Raw genomic sequence first — 20,421 nt, 5'->3', positions numbered from 1 at the left:
TCGGACTTAAGCAAGGGCCTGTTCCAGATCTTCAATGAGGTCTTCTATATCTTCAATCCCAATAGAAACGCGGATTAATCCATCACTGATGCCTAGTTCTGCCCTTCTTTCCGGAGGAATAGAAGCATGGGTCATTTTAGCCGGTACGGAAATGAGACTTTCGACGGCACCCAAGCTTTCAGCAAGGGTGAAATATTTAACCCTTGAGAGAACTTTCTCAGCCCTCTCTCCACTTCCTACATCGAAAGAAATCATACCTCCAAAACCACCGGCCTGTTTCTTGGCAATAGCATGACCGGGATGACTGGAAAGCCCCGGATAGTACACTTTGCCAATATCCTTTCTATTGGAAAGCCAGTATGCTAGATCACGGGCATTTCTTTCGTGCTCTTCCATCCTGACACCAAGGGTTTTTATTCCTCTCATGAGTAACCACGAGTCTTGAGGACCTAGCACAGCACCTACAGAATTTTGCAAAAAGTGAAGTTCATTTCCCAAAGACTCATCCTTTACGGCAACCAATCCTGCGACCACATCGCTATGACCTCCCAAATACTTGGTTGCACTGTGAATCACAATGTCTGCCCCTAATTCCAACGGATTTTGCCAATACGGAGTCATGAACGTATTGTCAACCCCCAGCAGCAGTCCCTGCGAACGGGTAAGTTCAGCAACAGCTGATATATCTGAAATTTTTAGTAAAGGATTACTTGGTGTTTCCAAAAATATGGCCTTCGTATTTGGTGTAATCGCTGACTTCACGGCATCAAGGTCACTGGTGTCCACAAAGGTTGCATTTAAACCTAAACGGGAAAATACTTTGGAAAGTAAACGATAGGTTCCCCCGTAAACATCATCTCCAACCACAAAGTGGTCCCCCTTGTCGAAAAGCATCAGAACCGTGGAGAAGGCCGCCATCCCTGAGGCAAAAGCAAACCCCCTCGTTCCTCCTTCCAGTGCGGCAATATATTCTTCCAAAGCAAATCGGGTCGGATTTCCCGTCCGTGAATATTCATATCCCTTATGCTTTCCGACACCCTCTTGCTTATAGGTGCTTACTTGATAGATGGGAACAGAAACAGCCCCGGTATGGGGGTCCCCCTGAATCCCTCCGTGGATTAATTTTGTTTTCCGTTTCATTTAGATTCCCCCCTGATAAATTTTCTTGCTTAAATATCTTTCACTGCCGTCAGGAAAAATGGTAACAATATGAGTACCTGGTTTCGCCTTTTGAGCCTCCTTTAACGATGCAGCCAGAGCCGCTCCAGAAGAACTACCTACTAAAAGCCCTTCCTTTAGAGCCAATTCCTTCACCAAATCGAAGGCCTCCTCATCAGATATCGTATAAATTTCATCAAAATAAGATGTATCCATATATGGAGGAAGGAATTCCATACCAATCCCTTCTGTTTTATGGGGTCCTGCTTCTCCCCCTCCAATAATTGACCCTTCCGGCTCTACAATGACAGTTTTACAGTCAGGATTCCTTTCCTTTAAATATCTAGCAATACCCATAAAAGTACCACCCGTCCCAGCCCCGGCAACAAAGATATCCACATGGCCATCCAGCTGCATCCATATTTCCGGGCCGGCAGTCTTATAGTAAGCATCCGGATTGGCCGGATTGGCAAACTGCTGGGGAACAAAGCTGTCGGGAATTTCTTTTGCCAGTTCCTTAGCCTTGGCTATGGCTCCGGTCATTCCATCTTCTGTAGGCGTATGGATAATGGTTGCTCCCAAAGCTTTCATTAACTCCTGCTTTTCAAGGGAAAATTTCTCCGGTACGGTAAAAATTACCTTGTATCCTCTGCCAACAGCAGCTAATGCAATACCAATGCCGGTATTTCCTGCGGTCGGTTCAATGATGGTTCCACCTGGCTTTAATTTGCCGGAAGCTTCCGCATCAGCTAACAGTTCCAATCCCAGCCGATCTTTAATACTTCCTCCTGGATTAAAAAATTCCAGTTTGGCAAACAGACGCACCCGATTTTGAAGAGGAAATTGGGTAATTTCCATAAGAGGAGTATTACCAATTAATTCTTTAACATTTGAGTAGATCTTTTTCATCCATCCCAACTCCTATTACTCCCTAAGGTCAATTGATCTTAATATTTTACCATGATTTATCAGTTATCAACAAATGTGTAGTTAGACATGGATTTATTGTAGAAAGGATATTATAATTAGGAAAGAAAGGAGTGTATGAATCATGTCAATGACTGAACAAGTTCAAGAAGTTTTAGACAAACTTCGTCCATATATTCAACGTGACGGCGGAGACGTCGAATTAATGGGTGTGGATGAAGGAATTGTTAAGGTGAGATTGTTAGGTGCATGCGGAAGTTGCCCCAGTTCCACCATTACCCTTAAAGCTGGGATTGAGCGTGCCCTAATGGAAGAAGTCCCAGGAGTCAAAAGTGTGGAACAAGTGTTCTAAGAACAAAAAACCGCGAAAATGTTAGTTCAGGTAGTTCAGAAGTGAGAGGCAAGAGAAAAAACGTGGGATCGTTTTATCCCACGTTTTTCATTAGCCATTCTATTTTGGGAAATGAAAGGGTTCCTTGATCCATGATATAAGAGATCATTCGTTTTAATTTTTTTTCTTTCCTTTCTTCCGATAAGACAAAATCATGCAATCTTCTTTCATCCATCAGTAAAATATCCCTGGGGTAGATGAATTGGGCAATGATCCTCTTCCATTCCGCCTCTGAAAAAGAAACCCCGTATCCCCTTTGATAACTTTCAATAAACAGGGCTACTTCTTCCAATTCATATGATCCGTATAAATAAAAGTCCTTAACAAAGGAAGCGATATCCTCTGTTCGATCTCCTATCCACCAATCCATGGGATGATTTAGGTAATATAGTAGTCCATCCCAACCAATCCTCTTATGTTCAGATAGAATAAGTGCCTTCTCCCCTATCTCTTCCGATTCGCCAACAATCGATATTGCCGTATCTATCAAGGTGGATACATAAGAAAAGTGCTTCACCAAAATGATTTCATTTTCAGATAACCTGTTTTTTAATTCAACTTTATCTCGCCAAGCAAGTAATCTTTTTCGCCTGTTTAGCCAGCTTTCACTTCTTGTTCCATCCTTAACAAAAATCTTTTCCAATCCTGAGTCTTCAGTAAAAATCTCCTGGCTAAAGCGGTGGAACAAAGCTAGCTGTTCTCCCCATTTCTCCGGACAAATATTGTCTGTGTAAGAAGAGTGAGGGATCTTCCATAACATATAATTCAGACCCTGTTTTTTTATCATGGCTTTCCCATTTTTGCTAAAACAAACGGAGGGAATTTGAAATTGAGAAAAAGCCTCGCTGCACTTTTTTACAAAACGAGAGATCAATTGTCCCTTCATCAGCTCTTTTCTCTTTACTCTTTTTAATTCAAAAAAGAAGCCACCATCTTGATGTAGGTACTTACCCTCTTCAATGACTTCCAGTTCAGATACATCAATCCCGTATGCCTGATGAAAAATAGCTTCCTCACGATTTAAGCTAGACATCATCCCAACCTCCTACTTCATTCAAATCTTGCCCGTTAGCAATTAAATTATGCTCCTTTAATAGTCTATGCAGGGTGTTGGGGATCTGCCTATCATTCGTTCCCTTTTTCCATCACCTTTTTCCATAAATACTGAAATACATCATCCTTTACAATAAAACTAAATTTCGGCTCTTCTACTTGGGGTTTATCATGAAATATTTCATATCCCAAGGCTTCGGAATCCGGCGGAAGGGGCATGAAATATTCCACCTGTCCCAAATAAATGGACTTAATAAGCAAACCTTCACCATTTCTTTGATATACTTGATACTGTCCTATCCACTTAATTTCCTCTAAAACAGCCCCTGTTTCTTCGAAGGTTTCACGGATTGCTGCCTGAACAGGGATTTCCCCCTCTTCCATTTTTCCTCCCGGAAGCTCTAATCCTCGGATTTTATGATTTGTCATTACCACCCCACCCAGATACAAGGGAAACACTAACACATGACCTGGCTTTCTAGAAGCATTCTCCTTTAAAAATGTAAGTTTCACCAAATTACCTTTAAAATCAAAAAATTGATACTCCAATCCGTCTCTCCCTTTCAATATTTTATACCGGACTTATGCCAAACCTTTGGTGAAGTCGGTTATTCATAAATCCTGTCTGTGTTTACCCAACACATCTCTACCCCCGGTTACTTCCACCACATTTCCCGTAATGAAATCTGAATCAGGATGGCACAAAAAGGAAATTACCCTGGCAATATCCTCTCCAGTTCCTGGTCTTCCCACCGGTACTTCCCGATCCTCCATTTTGCGAACACGTTGAATGGTTTCTTCTTTGAAAGGATCGATAATATCACCTGGGCAAACCATGTTTACCGTTATCCCATTTTTTGCCTCCTCTAAAGCCAATGTTTTGGTTAATGAGACTAATCCTACCTTGGCCGCTGCATAAATCGAGCGAAATGGCCAGGGAGGTGCCGTTTGGGCACGGTCAAATCCCATTGAGATAATTCTTCCCCATTTTTGGCGCCTCATATGGGGTAGAACTAGTTTAGCTAGATGAAAAAAACTAAAAAGATTACCGTTTATCACCTGATTCCATTCCTCAATGGTATATTCTGTCATTTTTTTCTTTGCAAATATGTATGGTCCGGCATTATGAATCAGGATATCCACCTTTTCAAATCGGTTAAGGACTTGTTTTATTAACTCTTCATTGTCCTTTTCGCTCCCGACATCTCCTTTAATGGCCACAGCAACAATTCCATATTTCTCCAATTGAATGCATATTTGCTGCGCTCTTTCTCTATCATGACGATAATTAACCACAATATTACAGCCATCCTTGGCCATTTGAATGCACGTCATATATCCAAGCCCTTTTGCTCCCCCTGTCACTAAAGCCACAGGATGTTGTCCCATATAAATCTCCTTTCACAATATGCTTATCATTATTTTCCCTCTTTATTTATTAATAAACCCTTTCATCTCGGGAGAGAATATTCGTTGATACACTATACAAGTTGAACTAAACATCCACCGAAGGATCTCAAATTGATATAAAAATGTGGGCTAGAGAACGGGAATTAGCCCTCAAACTGACGCTCCGCGACAAATGAACGGAGCCATCAAACCACGGAAGGGGAAGAATAGATATGGGAATGGTTAAAGAAAAAGATGTAAAAGAAAAAGCATTGGAACTGTTGTCAGAGCGAGGAGTAACCATGGACCATTTGGTAGAACTGGTTCAATTTCTGCAACAGGATTACTTTCCTCAATTAAGTGTCGAAGACTGTATCTATAATATCGATAAAGTCTTAAATAAGCGAGAAGTGCAAAATACGATTATTACTGGAATCCATCTGGATCTGCTGGCTGAAAATAATCACTTGGACGAACCCCTTTTATCAATGGTCAAAAGAGACGAGGGGCTTTATGGAGTGGATGAAACCATGGCACTTTCCATTATTAACATATACGGAAGTATTGGCTTTACCAATTATGGCTACATCGACAAGGTGAAACCAGGAATACTGGAAAGATTAAATGATAAATCCACAGGAAAAGTAAATACCTTTTTAGACGACATTGTCGGAGCGATTGCTGCGGCTGCTTCCAGTCGCCTTGCCCATTCGAAATGGGGGAACCAAGATTAGCCTCGATCCATCTTCTCCATCCATTCACCTAAATGATTGACTATATAATTTGGAACAATTCCATACTTATCAATATCTTCTACTTTGCTGTAACCGGTCAAAACAAACAAAGTATCTATGCCGGCCCGAATTCCTGAGAGAATATCTGTATGAAGATTATCTCCTACCATGAGAGCCTGTTCCTTTATTCCTCCTATTTGCTCAAGCGCATACTTGATCATTGTGGCTTCAGGCTTGCCAATAAAAACAGGTTGAGCATCCGACGCCTTTGCTATGGCTGCTGTTAGCGAACCATTTCCTGGCAACATTCCCCTTTCAGTGGGAAGGACCGCATCCCCATTGGTGGAAATAAATTGGGCTCCCTTTCTGATAGCCAGACAGGCAATGGCCATTTTTTCATAGGTGAAATTCCTGTCAATCCCACAAATTACATAGTCAGGATTTTTCTCATCCCAGATAAATCCCTCTTTACGCAATGCTTCCATCAACCCCTCTTCTCCAATGGCATACACCCGACTTCCCTTCCCTCCAGTTGAAATATAGTGGGCCGTTACCATGCTGCTTGTGATTACTTGCCGGGGCTCACAGGGAATGTGGAAACGATTCAGATCATCTGCTACTTGATCCGGTGTTTTGGATGAATTATTGGTTAAAAAAATGTAATCATATTTTTTTTCAATCAACCAATGAACAAAAAGAGGAGCTTCCGGTATTACATCTTTCCCCCTATACATCGTTCCATCCAAATCAATGATGTACTGTAAATATTGTTTCATCCTCATTGTCCTTTCTCTTTAAGGATTTCATTCTATAGAAGTTGAACATAAAACTTTCTTTTAACTTCTCTATGAACGGAACTAAAGAATTTACTAAGGACAGCCTTCGAGTTCGTGCGAAGCTGCGGGGCTAAAGAACGGGAATTAGTCCTCAAACTTACTCCATCATCGAAATACCCTGATGTTTTTGAGGGCTCCGTTCTTTAGTCTCGAAGCGGACTTTAATCACTTCTTCGCCAAACTCGACTCGCGGACGTGTAAATCTTTAGTTCCGCTATAAACTATACATTTTTTTATAAGAAAAAAGGAAAAAGAATCATTTCCATCGAATAACATTGATTGAAAGAGGCTTGTTTGATATTGCCCGAAGGGAGTGAATGCCGTGGATTGTAATCTAAAATGGCAATCTCTGTACCAAATCGCCAACCGATTGGTTTCACAATATGATCTTCAGGAAATTTTTTCAATGTTTAATCAGGAAATCATACGAATTGGACAATATGATCTATGCGCCGTTTACATGTATGAAGGGGAGAAATTGGTTCTTAAGGATAGGAAAGGAACTCAACAGCGTCAAATTCCTGAAAATCATACGATTCACTTTGGAGAAAGTGTTTTGGATGAAGTGATCCATGAAAAAAGAACCCTTCTCCTAAAAGAAATTACAGATCAGCCAAGTCTCCTTGGTATTGACCAATTAGCTATTTTAAACCTTTTTGCCGCTCCCATCATTATTCATGAGCAGAGCTATGGTGTTGTAATGATTGGATCATCTAAGGAAACCGCATTTCTTCCCGACGAGATTCAATTTCTTACATCTATTGTACAAAGTTTAACGATTGCGGTAAACCATTCCATTCAATTCCGCCACCTTATGATACAAAACAAAATTTCTTCATTAGTTGCTTCCCATCGAAATTTGACGGAAATATATCCTCAACTCGTAAACGAATTGAAAAATCTGGTTCAGTTTGACGGTTTGCTCATTACCATTCCCCATCCATACCGGGAAGAAGAAATTATTTGTTACCCCCTTTATTTAAATCACCAATTATTAGTCCTGAAAAAATCCTTTTTGCCTGCCAAAGGCTCCGCAACGAAAAAATTATTGGAATCGAATTCGTATATGCTTGACAACCAACTAAATGGAAGTATCCATTATTATGAGGAGTCCTTTTTCTGCAATGTTTGCTTTCAATCTGTTCTGCGTCTTCCACTAACATTGCATAACAAACCAGTGGGTGCCATTCACTTATACGCGGAAGATTGTCATCATTTTAACCAAACCCAAGTCAAACAATTAAATAACTTGGCAGTCCAGCTGAGCCCCCTGATTGAACATGTTATCCGTTATAATTTCGAAGAACAGAAAAGAAAAGCGAAAAAGATGGTGAAGTATATCGGTGAGCATTTATTAAGGGACAGGGATATAGAGGAAATTTTAAGGATCTCTTCAAAGGTGATGGAAAGATACCTGGAGCTAGATCACGTTTTCTTCTTTATTATGAATGATGAGGAACTTACGTTAAAAATGATCAACCATCAAACTTATGAAATGCCTCCATTTCCTTTAACGGACCATTCACCTTTGATCACTTCTTTTATTCAAAACAAAACACTAACCTTCCATTCGATTGCTGATCTGGGAGAAGTTCACTCCAATTTAAAACAATTGCAGGTGCAATCAGCAGCGATAATACCCTTGATGGACGCCATCGAAAGGAGAGTGAATGGAATTTTGTTGGTGGCTGACAAGAAAAATAGAAATCGATTTACTCAGAAATCTTGTGAAATTAATTTTCAACTCTTGAGTCAATTGGGAACATACATTAATCGAAAAATAAAACAGAAAGAATTGGAAAGAAGCAATCTGGCCATTGTTAAAGCATTAACCGCTGCTTTGGACAAAAAGGATTCTGAAACAGAAGGGCACTCTGAAAGGGTTGTTGCTTATAGTATGGCCATTGCCGATGCCCTTCATTTAAGTGAAGGTGAAAGAACAAAACTTCGTTGGGGGGCCTTGCTCCATGATATTGGGAAAATTGGTATCCCTGATGCGATCCTCTTAAAACCTGGAAAATTAACCAAAGAAGAGTGGGAAATCATGAAGAAACATCCTGAGATTGGTTTTGACATGATCAAAGGGATTGAATTTTTGGAAGGAGCGACGGATGTTGTCCTTTATCATCATGAACGGATAGATGGAAAAGGTTATCCAATGGGTTTAAAAGGAAATGACATACCCTTGGCGGCCAGAATATTTGCCATTGCCGACGCCTTTGATGCCATTACCAGTGAACGGCCATATAAAAGAGCCCTTCCTGTGGAACATGCCATTGAAGTGATCAAGGAATGTTCCGGTAGCCAATTTTGTCCCAGCTGTGTAAATGGTTTCTTAACCATTCCTTTGGAAATCCTGTATGAAATCAAGGATTCCGGTAGCCAGAATAATCAGTCATCGAAACCCTTTACTAAACTTTACATTTAAGATCCAAAAAATAAGGGGAAACCATGGTTCTTGCCAGATGGTTTACCCCTTTTCAATAATATAAATACAACAGTCCCCACCCTTTGCCAAACACTCTGCTCTGGTTATTTTGGCATCCAGTACCTTTTCAAAGAGCGACAGTTCACTTTCACATGCCTGATTAAATTCCTTAGCCACATGGGATATGGGACAGTTAAATTCACGAAGGATATAGTTTCCTTTTTTATCGCTTTCCCATTCAGCCATATATCCTTTTTCATTTTGAATACGGGTTAATTCATCAATCTTGGTTCCCAAATCTTTCCCCTTTATTTTCGCTGCATATCTTTGCCTTAATTTTTCCTCCCGGCGGGAAAAAAGAGCTTCAATCTTTTCCGGTCCTTCTATCTCCTCTAAATCCATCAGCATATCAAGGGCGAAATCATGGTAGTTCTTTGGAAATAAATGATCTGCCTCATTCGACAGGGAATATAAATGAATGGGGCGACCCATGGCCTGCCTGATTAATTGGGTTTGAATCAATCGATCCCTTTCCAAGGAATGAAGATGACGACGAACCGCCATTTCCGTAATTCCCAGCTCTCCCGCCAATTCACTGACGGATAATTGTCCTTTTGTCTTAAGTAGATGCAAGATGAGACTTCTAGTGGAATCCCCACGTTGTAGAGTCATGTTTCTCACCACCTTTATCACCAGTTTACCCCATTTTCACTAAATAGTAAATTATTAAACATATTTGTTTATAAACCGTGATAAAGTTATTTTCTGCTGTATTTTCCTCTTGGCAAAAATGAGATGCAACATTTCATTCATTCACTTCGTCTTATTCTATAAAGATGAAACAAACTCGACTTGCAGACGTGTAAATCTTTGATATGAAAATAAAATTTTCATCCGAATTTGTGACCCTTCGGGTTATGCGTGTTTAGTTCCACTTCTTTTGAGAAGTGAGAGTCTTAGTCGCACTTAGCTATCGGATAAAGCGGAACTAAAAAATTTAACATTTAAACGTGGGAGGATTGAGGATGAAAGAAATGAAAAATCGGAATCGATTGTCAAAAAAACGACTTATAGCGCTGGGCTTATTTTTAACCTTTGTGTTGATCCTTTCGGCTTGCGGCTCCGATTCGGCCTCTAAAACAAGTGAAAACCAGTCTGCTTCAGAAGGATTCCCTTCTAAATCGTCTATTTCTGAGCAGTCTAAAATGGAGATTGCTGACCAAGCGCAAGGTGCTCCGGCTGAAAAAGCAGAAGAAAGATCGGCTATGGTATTATTCCCCTCTGGATTTGGTGGAGAAAAAAATTAAGGAATAAAACAAACAACATGCCAAATGATCCATCTTAAGATAACAATTAATTCATTTCCTCGATAAGATTGTATGAAATATACAATGAAGTATCACAATATAGATTAGATAAACCAGAATCTATAGAAGCGGAACTTAAATAGTTCCATCCATATAGGAGGATTTATACATGGGAAAAAGAGAGAAGTTTTCAGATGTCCCCGTTGTGGAATCCCAGCATCAAGTATTGATTCCTGAAGAGTTCCCTGATGGGCCGTACGGTCATCCCATTGATCATAAAATCGTTCTAAAGAGCTCTCCATGGGAAGCAGGGCAAAGAAGAGCATCTGCATTTACTTATGAAAATAAACAGCTACATGAGGGAATACCAAGACAGGACCCGGAATCCCACCCACCCCATGATGCTTTAGATTAACTCAAAAAAACGGGAGAATCAATTTCTCCCGTTTCCTCTTTTATCCTTACCCAAAGGACGTATTTTTTTTAGAACAAAATAAGCACATCCAAAGTTACAATATTCCTGAATATATTCATCAACGGCACTAATCCGATTTTCAAAGGGAACACTTTTTTGCTTGTCGTCATAAAAACCCTTTAAACGAAGCTGTCCATATCCCCAATCTCCCACGATATAATCGTATTTATCCAGCACATCACTGTATCTGTCCCGGAAAGCTTCCGCATTCCAGCCATTTTTAAAATCCTTAATGATCTCAAATTGATGGCCTAATAAATGAATCAACTTGTTTCTCCCCTTTAGCTGATTTCACCTGATTGTGTGCATGATAAGAGCTGCGAACCAGTGGTCCGGATTCCACATGCCGAAAACCCCGCTTCATCCCTTCTTTCTTTAATTGATCAAATTCTTCAGGATGATAATATTTCTCCACCTTTAAGTGTTTTCTGGTTGGTTGTAAATATTGTCCTATTGTCAAAATATCACAGTCAATCTCCCTTAGATCATCCATGGTTTGCAAAATTTCATCCCATTTTTCGCCTACACCGATCATGATACTTGATTTTGTAGGAATATCTGGCTGCATTTTTTTTGCATTCCTGAGAACATTCAAAGATCGATCATATTTTGCTTTTGAACGAACCCGGTCAGATAATCGCCTTACGGTCTCGATATTGTGGTTTAATACATCCGGTTTAGCATCCATTACCACCTGAAGAGATTCCTGATTGCCCTCAAAATCTGGGATAAGCACTTCCACGCTGCATAATGGGGTTCTTTTTTTTACGGCTTTAATGGTTTCGGCAAAAATGGAAGCTCCCCCGTCCGATAAATCGTCACGGGCAACAGAAGTAATCACCACATGGGATAAACCCATCTTTTCCACCGTTGCTGCTACTTTTTCAGGTTCCTGTCTATCCAGTTCCGTCGGCAGTCCTGTTTTAACGGCACAAAAGCGGCATGCTCTGGTACATATATCTCCCAATATCATGAAGGTTGCCGTGCGATTTGTCCAACATTCGTAGATATTGGGACATTTTGCTTCTTCGCAAACGGTATGTAGCGTTTTGCTTCTCATCATTTTTTTTATTTCTGTAAAGTTGTCGCCTGTGGTGAGGCGCACCTTTAACCATTCTGGTTTTCTTTGCATGTAAAATACCTCCGGCAGGAAATATGGTTATGATACCTTATTATAAATTTTTCTTTAACAAATAGCCAATCAGAGATGCACATAAAGAAAAAGTGCCCTTTATCCAGTGATCACCAGAACAAGGGCATCTATATATTCCAGGAAATGTAAATGGATTACCGCTTAAAGTGCATTAGATTATATTACCATCTAAAGGTGTGAAACTAACGCTCATGACCCTTCGGGTCATGGATTTTTAGTTCCGTCTATCTAGTATCCTTTTCGAATGGTATTTGTTAATCTTCCCAATTTTTCAATCTCAACGGTCACCACATCACCATCTTTTAACCAGACTCTTTTTTCTTCAGGATAGCCGACAATCACTCCTTCCGGAGTTCCTGTTAGAATAACGTCACCAGGCTGAAGTGTCATATGTTGGGAAATATAGCTGATAATTTCATCACAGTAGAAAATCATATCACTGGTATTGGAATGTTGACGAATCTCACCGTTGACTGTGGAAGTAATCTTTAAATCATTGGGATTGCCCACTTCATCTGCACTTATAAGATAAGGTCCAATCGGACAGAATCCGTCACATGTTTTTCCCAGAAGCCATTGTGAGCTTTTAAACTGAAGGTCCCTCGCTGAAAAATCATTGGCATTGCAATAGCCATAGACATAGGAAAGGGCGTCTTCTTTACTTACATTCTTCGCTTGCTTTCCAATCACGATGGCCAATTCTGCTTCATAGTCTACTTGAGAGGATTTCGCAGGAATAAAGACATCTTCTCCATGACTGGCAAGGGCATTATTAAATTTACTGAATAGAAGGGGCTCTGGAGGATAGGCTAGATTACATTCATCCGCATGCTTTTTATAATTTAAGCCGACGCAGATAATTTTTTGCGGTTCAGGAACACACGGTCCAAAATATAATGATTCTTCTTGTAAAAATAAAGAATCCTCCTGATTAGTTTGATTTATTAATTGCGTTAGTGCCTGTTTGCCTTCTTCGCCTTTCCAAATTAATTCTCCAGCAGAGGTTGGCACTTGCTGAAGTCCCTGCAGATAAGCAACGGCCCTTTCTACATCTAAAATCCCCTTATCCGTTTTTATCCCCAATGCCAGTCGATCACCCTTTTTAAAAGTTAATGAAATCATTTGGTGGACACCTCTTTTGATTAAGATTGTCTAAGGTTTAACAAATACCGTTTTAATCGCTGTAAAAAACTCAATGGCTGCTTGCCCCTGTTCCCGGGAATGGGAGCTGGATTGCTTCATGCCGCCAAATGGGGCTTGCAATTCCACCCCTGCACTTTCCGCATTAATCCTGACAAGTCCAGCATCAATTTCTCTGATAAAGGAGAGCATATTGCCAATATTTTGAGTGAAAATGGAGGCGCTGAGACCAAATCTTACATCATTGGCAATCTCTAAAGCTTCTTCCAGAGTTTCAACCTTAATCAGTGCAAGTACAGGGCCGAAGATCTCTTCCTGGGCAATGGTCATTTCTGAGGTCACGTTTTCAAATACAGTGGGATAAACATAAAATCCATGTTTGAGTTCAGAATCTTCACATCTCTTGCCACCATAGATGAGATCAGCCCCTTCCGCTTTTCCCTTTTCGATATAGGAAAGAACCGTGTTTAACTGGCTTTCGCTGGCACACGGACCCATCCAGGTATCCCCGTGTAAACCGGGGCCAATTTTGATTTCTTTAATCTTATTAAGCAGCTTTTCTTTAAATGGTTCATATACTTCCTTTTGGATAATGACACGGCTGGTTGCTGTACATTTTTGTCCGGTGGAGCGAAGCCCACCGCTGATGGTTGCATCCACAGCCAGGTCAAGATCAGCATCTGCAGCTACAATAACCGGGTTTTTTCCACCCATTTCAAGCTGGTACTTTGCTCCACGAGCAACGGCTCCTTGAGCAACCATTTTTCCCACCTGATCAGAACCGGTAAAAGTAATTCCGTTGATATCAGGGTGATCGATGATTCCCTGACCAATCACAGAACCGGGACCTGTTACCATGTTTACAACTCCTGCAGGTAATTCAGCCTCGGCAAAACATTGGATCACTTTGGCCGCGGTTACCGCAGTTTCCTGGGCAGGTTTTAAGATGACCGCATTCCCATAGACGAGAGCAGGCGCGATTTTCCAAATTGGGATCGCTACAGGAAAATTCCATGGCGTAATGACCCCTACCACCCCAAGGGGCACACGGCTGGTAAACATGAGTGCCTCACTGTCTGTAGAAGGAATGACTTCTCCGATTTTACGCATCCCTTCCCCGGCATAATAACGAAGAATAGCAACTCCCCGGGCCGTTTCTCCCTTTGCTTCCGGCAATGTCTTTCCCATTTCCTTCGTCATCGTTTCTGCAATCTCATCAAGATGGCTTTCTAATATATTCGCAACTTTGTAGAGATATTCTCCCCTTGCTGGGCCTGATAATTTTCTCCACTGGACCTGGGCCTTTTTTGCTGCAGCAACGGCTTGATCCAGATCCTCTTTCGTTGATTTTTGAATATACCCTACCACTTCATTTTTATTTGCGGGATTTATACTGGCATCCACCTGATTTCCCGATGAGGAAACCCACCGACCATTGATATAGTTTTGATAAGTTTTTGGTTCTGTTTGTAAAGTCATTTTAAATCCCCTTCCTTCCTAAGAAGTTTTTATCGAATATAAAAGCGTCAAAAGGTCGGACCAATTCTCCAGATCCCAAAATCGTGCTGTTTAAGTATTTCCGCTTTTGTTAACTTACCTGATGCGACCAATCCAATTTCTTCAAAAATACGCTGGCCCACAGATTCTATGGATTCAGTTCCATCAATAATGGTTCCAGCATTCAGGTCCATGTTATCTTCCATTTTTTCGAAGATAGGTGTATTGGTGGCAATTTTAATCACAGGTGCTATCGGTGAACCGGTTGGTGTACCTCTTCCGCTGGTAAACAAAACGATCTGGGCTCCTCCTGCCACCATACCTGTCAACTGCTCTATATCATGTCCTGGTGTATCCATCCAAACCAATCCTTTTTCTGTAGGAACCTGCGCATAGTCGATCACCTGTTGCAAGGGTCTGGTACCTGCTTTATTAGCCGCTCCCAATGATTTTTCCTCCAAGGAACTTAAACCGCCTTTCATATTCCCTGGACTGGGATTACCCGTACGAATGTCCACTCCCATCATAAATGCCCGGTTCTCCATAGCCTCGATCACTTCATATACACGCTTTCTCACTTTATCGCTGACAGCACGGTTGGCCAGCAAATGCTCAGCTCCAATTAATTCCGTCGTTTCGGCCAAAATAGCTGTTCCTCCCTGATCAACAATCATGTCACTTACTACGCCAACTGCCGGATTAGCGGAAAGACCGGAACAAGCATCAGAGCCTCCGCACTCGGTACCCACAATAAGCTCACTAAAATCATAGGGTTCTCTAAATTGAGCCGATGCATCCCGTACCATTTTGGCGGCAATTTTGGCACCTTCAGCAATAGCCATCAGTGTTCCACCCTCATCCTGTATGGATACCACTTCTACCGGTTTTCCGGTTTTGGCCAATTCCCCTGCTATGATTCTTGCTTGATGGGTTTCACATCCAAGCCCCAATACAATGACACCATAAACGTTCGGATTGGCGCCCATACCAACATATGTTCGGAAGGTTTGATCGTAATCTGCTCCTACTTGGGCACATCCGTGCTGATGGATAAATGTGACCGTCCCCTGAACCAATTCAGTAATCTGTTTCGCTACCTGCACAGCACATGTGATGGTCGGCAGGATCAGTACATGGTTTCGCACTCCCACACGTCCATCAGGACGCCGATATCCCCAAAATTTACCCCTCTGCAGATTTGGCAATCCGATCACCTCTTCCCCTTTTTCCTTCTAAATTATGAATATGAACATGCTCCCCAACCTGTATATCTTTAATGGCAATTCCTATAACTTCCCCATATTTTAAAATATCTTCCCCGCAAGGGATGGGCTTTACCGCAAATTTATGACCAAAATCGATGTCGTTTCTCATTTTTACCATATAGCTTTGACCTTGACACACAACAGTAACTTCCGCTCCAGCCGGTATATGTTCCAAGGCTACGGCAACTTTATCCTGAGGCTTCATCATGACGTTTTTATAGTTTTTTCCCAATTAGGTCACATCCTCAGATACTCTTTATTACACTGGATTGACTTTTTACCACATTAATTAGAGTTCCGATCCCAGATATCTCAATCTCGATTCGATCTCCATCCACCAGAGTAAATTCATTAGGAGGAACAATACATGTACCGGTTAGAAGAACCGTTCCATCAAATATCTCATTGTCTCTTACAAGGTAGGATACTAGTTCATCAAATCTTCTCTTTAACTGACCGGTACTTGCTGTACCTTCTACCACTAATTTTTCATCCCTGTATATACGGCAAGTGATCTGGAATTGATAAGGATCTTCAACGGTTTCTGCTAGGCGAATAGCAGGACCAATTGCACATGAATTCTTCCATATTTTAGCCTGCGGAAGATAAAGGGGATTTTCTCCTTCGATATCCCGGCAGCTCATATCGTTACCTACAATGTATCCCAAAATTTTGCCCACTTTATTAATAACTAATCCAAGTTCCGGCTCAGGAATTTGCCACTTTGAATCACTGCGCAAAAATACTTCCTGATTGGGACCAACAGTACGGGCTGCCGTTGACTTAAAGAAAATTTCAGGTCTAACGGCATTATAAACCTTATCATAAAATGTGGTAGCATCAAGCTTTCCTCCAGTTGCTTCATAGTTTCTGGCATCTCTACTTCTCTCATAAGTTACTCCAGATGCCCATACCTCTGGTGCTTCAATGGGTACAAGCAGATCTAATGATTCACAGCTCTTATCAAGGGGAGCTGAATTGGAAATGATTTCTTCAATCAAACGAAGGGATGTTATTTTTTTTGCATCAGCCTCTTGTACAAGCTGCATAAAATCCTTCTGTGGCAAAACATAAACCATATCATCATCTGTTAATGCCCCAAGAGTCGGAATTGATTGTTGTAAAAAACGTATAATACGCATATTGTCTCATCTCCAAGTTTTATATTATAAAAATAAGTTTTGTTATATAAACATAATTAAGACGAATAGACATTCTAAACCATTCATATCTGCCAACTAAACGATACCGTATCCCATCTGCCTTGATATTTCATTTCCCACTTCCATTAACATGCCAATAAATCCTTCCAATTTTTGATCATCTACACGAGACACGAGAGTAGACATACTAATTGCAGCAATAGGGGCTCCGGAATGGTCCCTTATAGGTACGGCGATACAGCGAACATCCGGTTCATTCTCTTGATTATCGACAGCGTAGCCAACTTGTCGTACTTTTTCCAGTTCATCCAGAAAATCCTTCTCATTACTAATCGTATTTTCCGTAGACTTCTGATAGACATAGTCCTTTAAAATACTTTCGATTTCTTCTTTTTTCCTAAATGCTACTAGAGCTTTCCCTACCGCACTGCAATGAACAGGAATTCTTCGCCCAATGCGAGAGTATAAAACAACGGCTTGTGGGCCTTCTACCTTATCGATGTATACTCCTTCCTTTCCATCTAGAATGACCAAGTGAGTGGTTTGCCCTGTATTCATCGACAGGTCCATCAAATATGGTTTTGCAATTTTTCGTACATCCAATCCATAGATAACAAAGCTGCCCCGTTCAAACAATTTCATGCCCAGCTTGTATTTGCCATTCTCGGGATTTTGCTGAATATAGCCATGAATCTGAAGAGTTTTCAACAAAGAATGAACCGTACTTTTGTGCAGATTTATCCGCTGGCTAATATCCGTGATTTTTAATTCAGTTTCATTTTCATCAAATAAATCTAATATGCGAAGTGCTCGATCTACCGCTTGAATAATTGGCATTTCACTCACCCTTTAATATCAATTCAAATATCTTTTATTTTATCATAATCATAAAATTATTCATTCAGCTTTTTGATCGAGCTACTTGAACGGATGTTACATATTGTTCGGCTATATGGGTAATTTTATTAAAATCGGAGTTGTCAATCGCTTTCCGATCCAACAGATTTCCACCTATCCCCACCGCAGCTACGTCCGCTTCAAAAAACGAGGCGATATTGTTCAAATGAATACCTCCAGTTGGTATCACTGGAATATGGGGAAATGGTGCTTTGATATCTTTAATATATTTCACCCCAAGGGTTGCGGCGGGGAATAATTTAACCAAATCCGCCCCCCATTCGATCGCAGTAATCATTTCCGTTGGAGTCATCACTCCGGGAACAGCAACTTTTCCATAGCGCAGAGCGGTACGGATAACACCCTCATGAAGACTGGGGCTAAAAATAAATTCTGCACCGTGATGGATCGCCAATCGTGCTGATTCACTGTCAATAACTGTACCGGCACCAACAAGGGCACGACCTTTCAATTGTTTGGAAATTCGATGAATGGTTTCAAAAGCCCCTGGGCTATCTACTGTTACTTCAAGGGCAGTTATGCCTCCCACAACAAGGCTTTCCGCAACCTTGTCAACTTTATCTTCAGGGATATGACGGATAACGGCAATGATCCCGCTTTCCACCAATTTTTGTAATAAGACCATCTTTTTAAGCATTCCTTTTCTCTTACCTCCAGATTTTTTTGTAGGATATGTTAACGGTAGATGGTTTGCTGGTCTTTTTCCGGGTTAATCTGTGACCAGAAGGGATACCCTTCTACATCACCAATCACCGTTAATGCATACGCACCAATCCGATTGCCTAGCTCAACAGAATCGCGATAGGACCAGCCGCGAAGAAGTCCTGACAGAAGTCCGGCAGCAAACCCGTCGCCAGCCCCGATGGGATCTACAATTTTTTCAACAGGATAACCAGGAACATATTCCTCTTGTTGGTTTACAGAGTAGTAAGCTCCATGTTCACCCAATTTTATAACCACGGCTTTTGCTCCATTCTGCAGTAATGAGTCTGCTATTTTTTCCGGTGCTGATTCTCCAGTTAAGATTTCTCCTTCTTCCAGTCCTGGAATGACAATATCACATAGGCCGGCAATATCAAAAAGAACTTCTTTTGCCTCTTCCGTTGACCACAATTTAAGACGAATATTGGGGTCAAACATAATCTTTAATCCATGTTTCTTCGCTAATTCTATAGAACGATATACAGCATCCCGACAGCTTTGACTTAATGCAGGAGTTATCCCGGTGATATGCAAATATTTTGCTTGCGATAGATAGGATTCATTTATATCATTCGGACTAAAATAACTGGCTGCAGAACCCTTTCGGTAATAGTAAACCTTCGGTTCCTGCATCACTTGCCTCTCTTTAAAGAAAACCCCGGTTGGATGCTTCTCGTCAAATTGAACCTGCGTTGTATCTACTCCCTCACCTCGGATGAAATTGCGAACAAACAGCCCAAATTCATCATTCCCTAAACGACTCATCCACCCAACCCGATGACCTAAACGAGCCAAGCCAATGGCTACATTTGATTCAGCACCACCGATGGTTTTTTCAAATAAGGTGGTATATCGAAGAGGACCTGTTGAAAGAGGATTTAGAAGCACCATCGTTTCACCAAAAGTTACAACATCCATTTATTATTCTCCTCCAATTGCAACAGGAACACCTAAGCCCGCAGCACCTTTTTCCGATGTTTTAAGATGCGGCGCATATCTTTTAATCATATCAAGCCCAATCCTTGCCCGTCTTACTCGCTCCTTGCATAATGCAATGGATGTGGACTCTAAATGGGTTCCTGAGGGATAAATATTCGGTGAGTTCCTTAATCCGAATTTGATATAAACAGGTGCAGCCACACGAATAATCTCAGGTATATCATAGTGACGAATAAATCCTCCGATATCATCGGGAGCCTCTACATAAATATCTATGGGAATATCCAGTACTTGTCGGATAGCAGCCAAGCGGGCCAAGGTTAAATCCGTTGGGACATTAAAAGTGTTAGCTCCAATCTGCTCCATCAAACGAATGGAAACAGGATTGGATGGCCCCATTTGCACAGAAATTTTTACGACCAAATCATCCGGCAGTTCCCTGTGTTTCTTACATTCATTTACCAGCCATAAAAGACCTTCATCGGCAACTAAAATACCACGAATTCCTTTATCACAGGCCCTTTTAATATCTTCAATGGAATAAACCAGCTGGTCCATCCCTTGAACCCGAAGGCCTGTAATTTTACCTGCACTTGCCCACTGCATTGGAGTGATGTCCCATGTTCCCCGGGGCCCTACAAACAGGCTTACTTCAAGCTTTTCTCTGCGTCCAATATCAGCCATTTGAACCAATTCTTCATCTGTCAGCAGCATGATTCCGCTTCCCTGTGAAACACGGTGGATGGTAACATCATAATGCTTGCAAGCTTCAATTACTGCTTCCAAAGAAGCAGGACCTTCCACACTTGGAATTTCCACACGATATTGCGCCCCATCAGGAAACGTTTTCGAAGAAGTGGGCAAATGGTGGCAGTCCCTGCCGGGGAACCCTAACTTTTCTATGAATTCCCTTGTTTTTTCCATATTATTACCCTCCCAGGTTCAT

23 protein-coding genes are annotated in these 20,421 nt (G+C 41.2%); 5 read left to right on the top strand and 18 right to left on the bottom strand.

Annotated elements, in window-relative coordinates; all coding sequences use genetic code 11:
• Positions 1-6 precede the first annotated feature (6 nt).
• Positions 7-1,140, bottom strand: coding sequence for a bifunctional cystathionine gamma-lyase/homocysteine desulfhydrase (locus L1765_RS00325; protein ID WP_236403105.1), 1,134 nt, complete (start codon positions 1,138-1,140; stop codon positions 7-9).
• Complete coding sequence (gene cysK / locus L1765_RS00320; protein WP_236403104.1) at positions 1,141-2,067, bottom strand: cysteine synthase A; 927 nt, start codon at positions 2,065-2,067, stop codon at positions 1,141-1,143.
• Positions 2,068-2,209: 142 nt separating this feature from the next.
• Here cysK and L1765_RS00315 point away from each other — a divergent pair, with 142 nt between their 5' ends.
• A complete protein-coding gene (locus tag L1765_RS00315; protein ID WP_236403103.1) occupies positions 2,210-2,437 on the top strand; it encodes a NifU family protein in 228 nt (75 codons plus the stop codon).
• Between the two features lie 73 nt (positions 2,438-2,510).
• Here the strand turns inward: L1765_RS00315 and L1765_RS00310 are convergent, their stop codons facing one another.
• The 3 genes from L1765_RS00310 to L1765_RS00300 all read right to left on the bottom strand — a co-directional run bounded on the left by L1765_RS00310 (position 2,511) and on the right by L1765_RS00300 (position 4,918).
• Positions 2,511-3,509 (bottom strand): hypothetical protein, encoded by a 999-nt coding sequence (locus L1765_RS00310; protein WP_236403102.1) that lies wholly within the window; start codon positions 3,507-3,509, stop codon positions 2,511-2,513.
• Positions 3,510-3,601: 92 nt separating this feature from the next.
• The gene (locus L1765_RS00305; RefSeq protein ID WP_329609975.1) at positions 3,602-3,988 is read right to left on the bottom strand and encodes an NUDIX domain-containing protein; all 387 of its coding nucleotides are present in this window, start codon (positions 3,986-3,988) and stop codon (positions 3,602-3,604) included.
• A gap of 153 nt (positions 3,989-4,141) precedes the next feature.
• The gene (locus L1765_RS00300; protein WP_236403096.1) at positions 4,142-4,918 is read right to left on the bottom strand and encodes an SDR family oxidoreductase; all 777 of its coding nucleotides are present in this window, start codon (positions 4,916-4,918) and stop codon (positions 4,142-4,144) included.
• A gap of 239 nt (positions 4,919-5,157) precedes the next feature.
• Between L1765_RS00300 and L1765_RS00295 the strand changes: the two genes are divergently transcribed.
• On the top strand, positions 5,158-5,652 hold the full coding sequence (locus L1765_RS00295) for a phosphatidylglycerophosphatase A family protein (RefSeq protein ID WP_236403954.1): 495 nt from the start codon (positions 5,158-5,160) through the stop codon (positions 5,650-5,652).
• On the opposite strand, the gene L1765_RS00290 is transcribed toward L1765_RS00295, so the two are convergent.
• A complete protein-coding gene (locus L1765_RS00290) occupies positions 5,649-6,428 on the bottom strand; it encodes a TIGR01457 family HAD-type hydrolase (protein ID WP_236403094.1) in 780 nt (259 codons plus the stop codon). The genes L1765_RS00295 and L1765_RS00290 overlap by 4 nt on opposite strands.
• Before the next feature lie 382 nt (positions 6,429-6,810).
• On the opposite strand from L1765_RS00290, the gene L1765_RS00285 reads away from it, so the two are divergent.
• Complete coding sequence (locus L1765_RS00285) at positions 6,811-8,916, top strand: HD domain-containing phosphohydrolase (RefSeq protein ID WP_236403092.1); 2,106 nt, start codon at positions 6,811-6,813, stop codon at positions 8,914-8,916.
• 42 nt (positions 8,917-8,958) lie between these two features.
• Here L1765_RS00285 and L1765_RS00280 read toward each other — a convergent pair whose 3' ends face one another.
• Positions 8,959-9,588 (bottom strand): helix-turn-helix transcriptional regulator, encoded by a 630-nt coding sequence (locus L1765_RS00280; protein WP_236403090.1) that lies wholly within the window; start codon positions 9,586-9,588, stop codon positions 8,959-8,961.
• 353 nt (positions 9,589-9,941) lie between these two features.
• Here L1765_RS00280 and L1765_RS00275 point away from each other — a divergent pair, with 353 nt between their 5' ends.
• A complete protein-coding gene (locus L1765_RS00275; protein ID WP_236403088.1) occupies positions 9,942-10,223 on the top strand; it encodes a hypothetical protein in 282 nt (93 codons plus the stop codon).
• Positions 10,224-10,392: 169 nt separating this feature from the next.
• On the top strand, positions 10,393-10,638 hold the full coding sequence (locus L1765_RS00270; protein ID WP_236403086.1) for a hypothetical protein: 246 nt from the start codon (positions 10,393-10,395) through the stop codon (positions 10,636-10,638).
• 18 nt (positions 10,639-10,656) lie between these two features.
• Here L1765_RS00270 and L1765_RS00265 read toward each other — a convergent pair whose 3' ends face one another.
• From L1765_RS00265 to L1765_RS00215, 11 genes are all read right to left on the bottom strand, one after another.
• On the bottom strand, positions 10,657-10,965 hold the full coding sequence (locus tag L1765_RS00265) for a YutD family protein (protein ID WP_236403084.1): 309 nt from the start codon (positions 10,963-10,965) through the stop codon (positions 10,657-10,659).
• Positions 10,937-11,830, bottom strand: a complete 894-nt coding sequence (gene lipA / locus L1765_RS00260) for a lipoyl synthase (RefSeq protein WP_236403082.1) — start codon at positions 11,828-11,830, stop codon at positions 10,937-10,939. Before lipA ends, L1765_RS00265 begins: the two co-directional genes overlap by 29 nt.
• A gap of 249 nt (positions 11,831-12,079) precedes the next feature.
• On the bottom strand, positions 12,080-12,973 hold the full coding sequence (locus L1765_RS00255; protein ID WP_236403080.1) for a fumarylacetoacetate hydrolase family protein: 894 nt from the start codon (positions 12,971-12,973) through the stop codon (positions 12,080-12,082).
• Between the two features lie 30 nt (positions 12,974-13,003).
• A complete protein-coding gene (gucD, locus tag L1765_RS00250) occupies positions 13,004-14,470 on the bottom strand; it encodes an alpha-ketoglutaric semialdehyde dehydrogenase GucD (protein ID WP_236403075.1) in 1,467 nt (488 codons plus the stop codon).
• 47 nt (positions 14,471-14,517) lie between these two features.
• On the bottom strand, positions 14,518-15,684 hold the full coding sequence (locus tag L1765_RS00245; protein WP_236403950.1) for a UxaA family hydrolase: 1,167 nt from the start codon (positions 15,682-15,684) through the stop codon (positions 14,518-14,520).
• On the bottom strand, positions 15,671-15,961 hold the full coding sequence (locus L1765_RS00240) for a UxaA family hydrolase (RefSeq protein WP_407942174.1): 291 nt from the start codon (positions 15,959-15,961) through the stop codon (positions 15,671-15,673). The genes L1765_RS00245 and L1765_RS00240 overlap by 14 nt, the downstream gene beginning before the upstream one ends.
• A 37-nt stretch (positions 15,962-15,998) precedes the next feature.
• The gene (locus tag L1765_RS00235; protein ID WP_236403072.1) at positions 15,999-16,895 is read right to left on the bottom strand and encodes a fumarylacetoacetate hydrolase family protein; all 897 of its coding nucleotides are present in this window, start codon (positions 16,893-16,895) and stop codon (positions 15,999-16,001) included.
• A 96-nt stretch (positions 16,896-16,991) separates the two neighbouring features.
• The gene (locus L1765_RS00230; RefSeq protein ID WP_236403068.1) at positions 16,992-17,753 is read right to left on the bottom strand and encodes an IclR family transcriptional regulator; all 762 of its coding nucleotides are present in this window, start codon (positions 17,751-17,753) and stop codon (positions 16,992-16,994) included.
• A 64-nt stretch (positions 17,754-17,817) separates the two neighbouring features.
• The gene (locus L1765_RS00225) at positions 17,818-18,471 is read right to left on the bottom strand and encodes a bifunctional 4-hydroxy-2-oxoglutarate aldolase/2-dehydro-3-deoxy-phosphogluconate aldolase (protein ID WP_236403066.1); all 654 of its coding nucleotides are present in this window, start codon (positions 18,469-18,471) and stop codon (positions 17,818-17,820) included.
• A 38-nt stretch (positions 18,472-18,509) separates the two neighbouring features.
• Positions 18,510-19,454 carry a sugar kinase gene (locus L1765_RS00220; protein WP_236403064.1) on the bottom strand — a complete coding sequence of 315 codons (945 nt, stop codon included), beginning with the start codon at positions 19,452-19,454 and terminating at the stop codon, positions 18,510-18,512.
• 3 nt (positions 19,455-19,457) lie between these two features.
• A complete protein-coding gene (locus L1765_RS00215; RefSeq protein WP_236403063.1) occupies positions 19,458-20,399 on the bottom strand; it encodes a U32 family peptidase in 942 nt (313 codons plus the stop codon).
• Positions 20,400-20,421 lie beyond the last annotated feature (22 nt).

Origin of the sequence: Microaerobacter geothermalis (assembly GCF_021608135.1) — a bacterium.
Lineage (GTDB): Bacteria > Bacillota > Bacilli > DSM-22679 > DSM-22679 > Microaerobacter > Microaerobacter geothermalis.
This window is presented reverse-complemented; position numbering and strand designations above follow the sequence as displayed.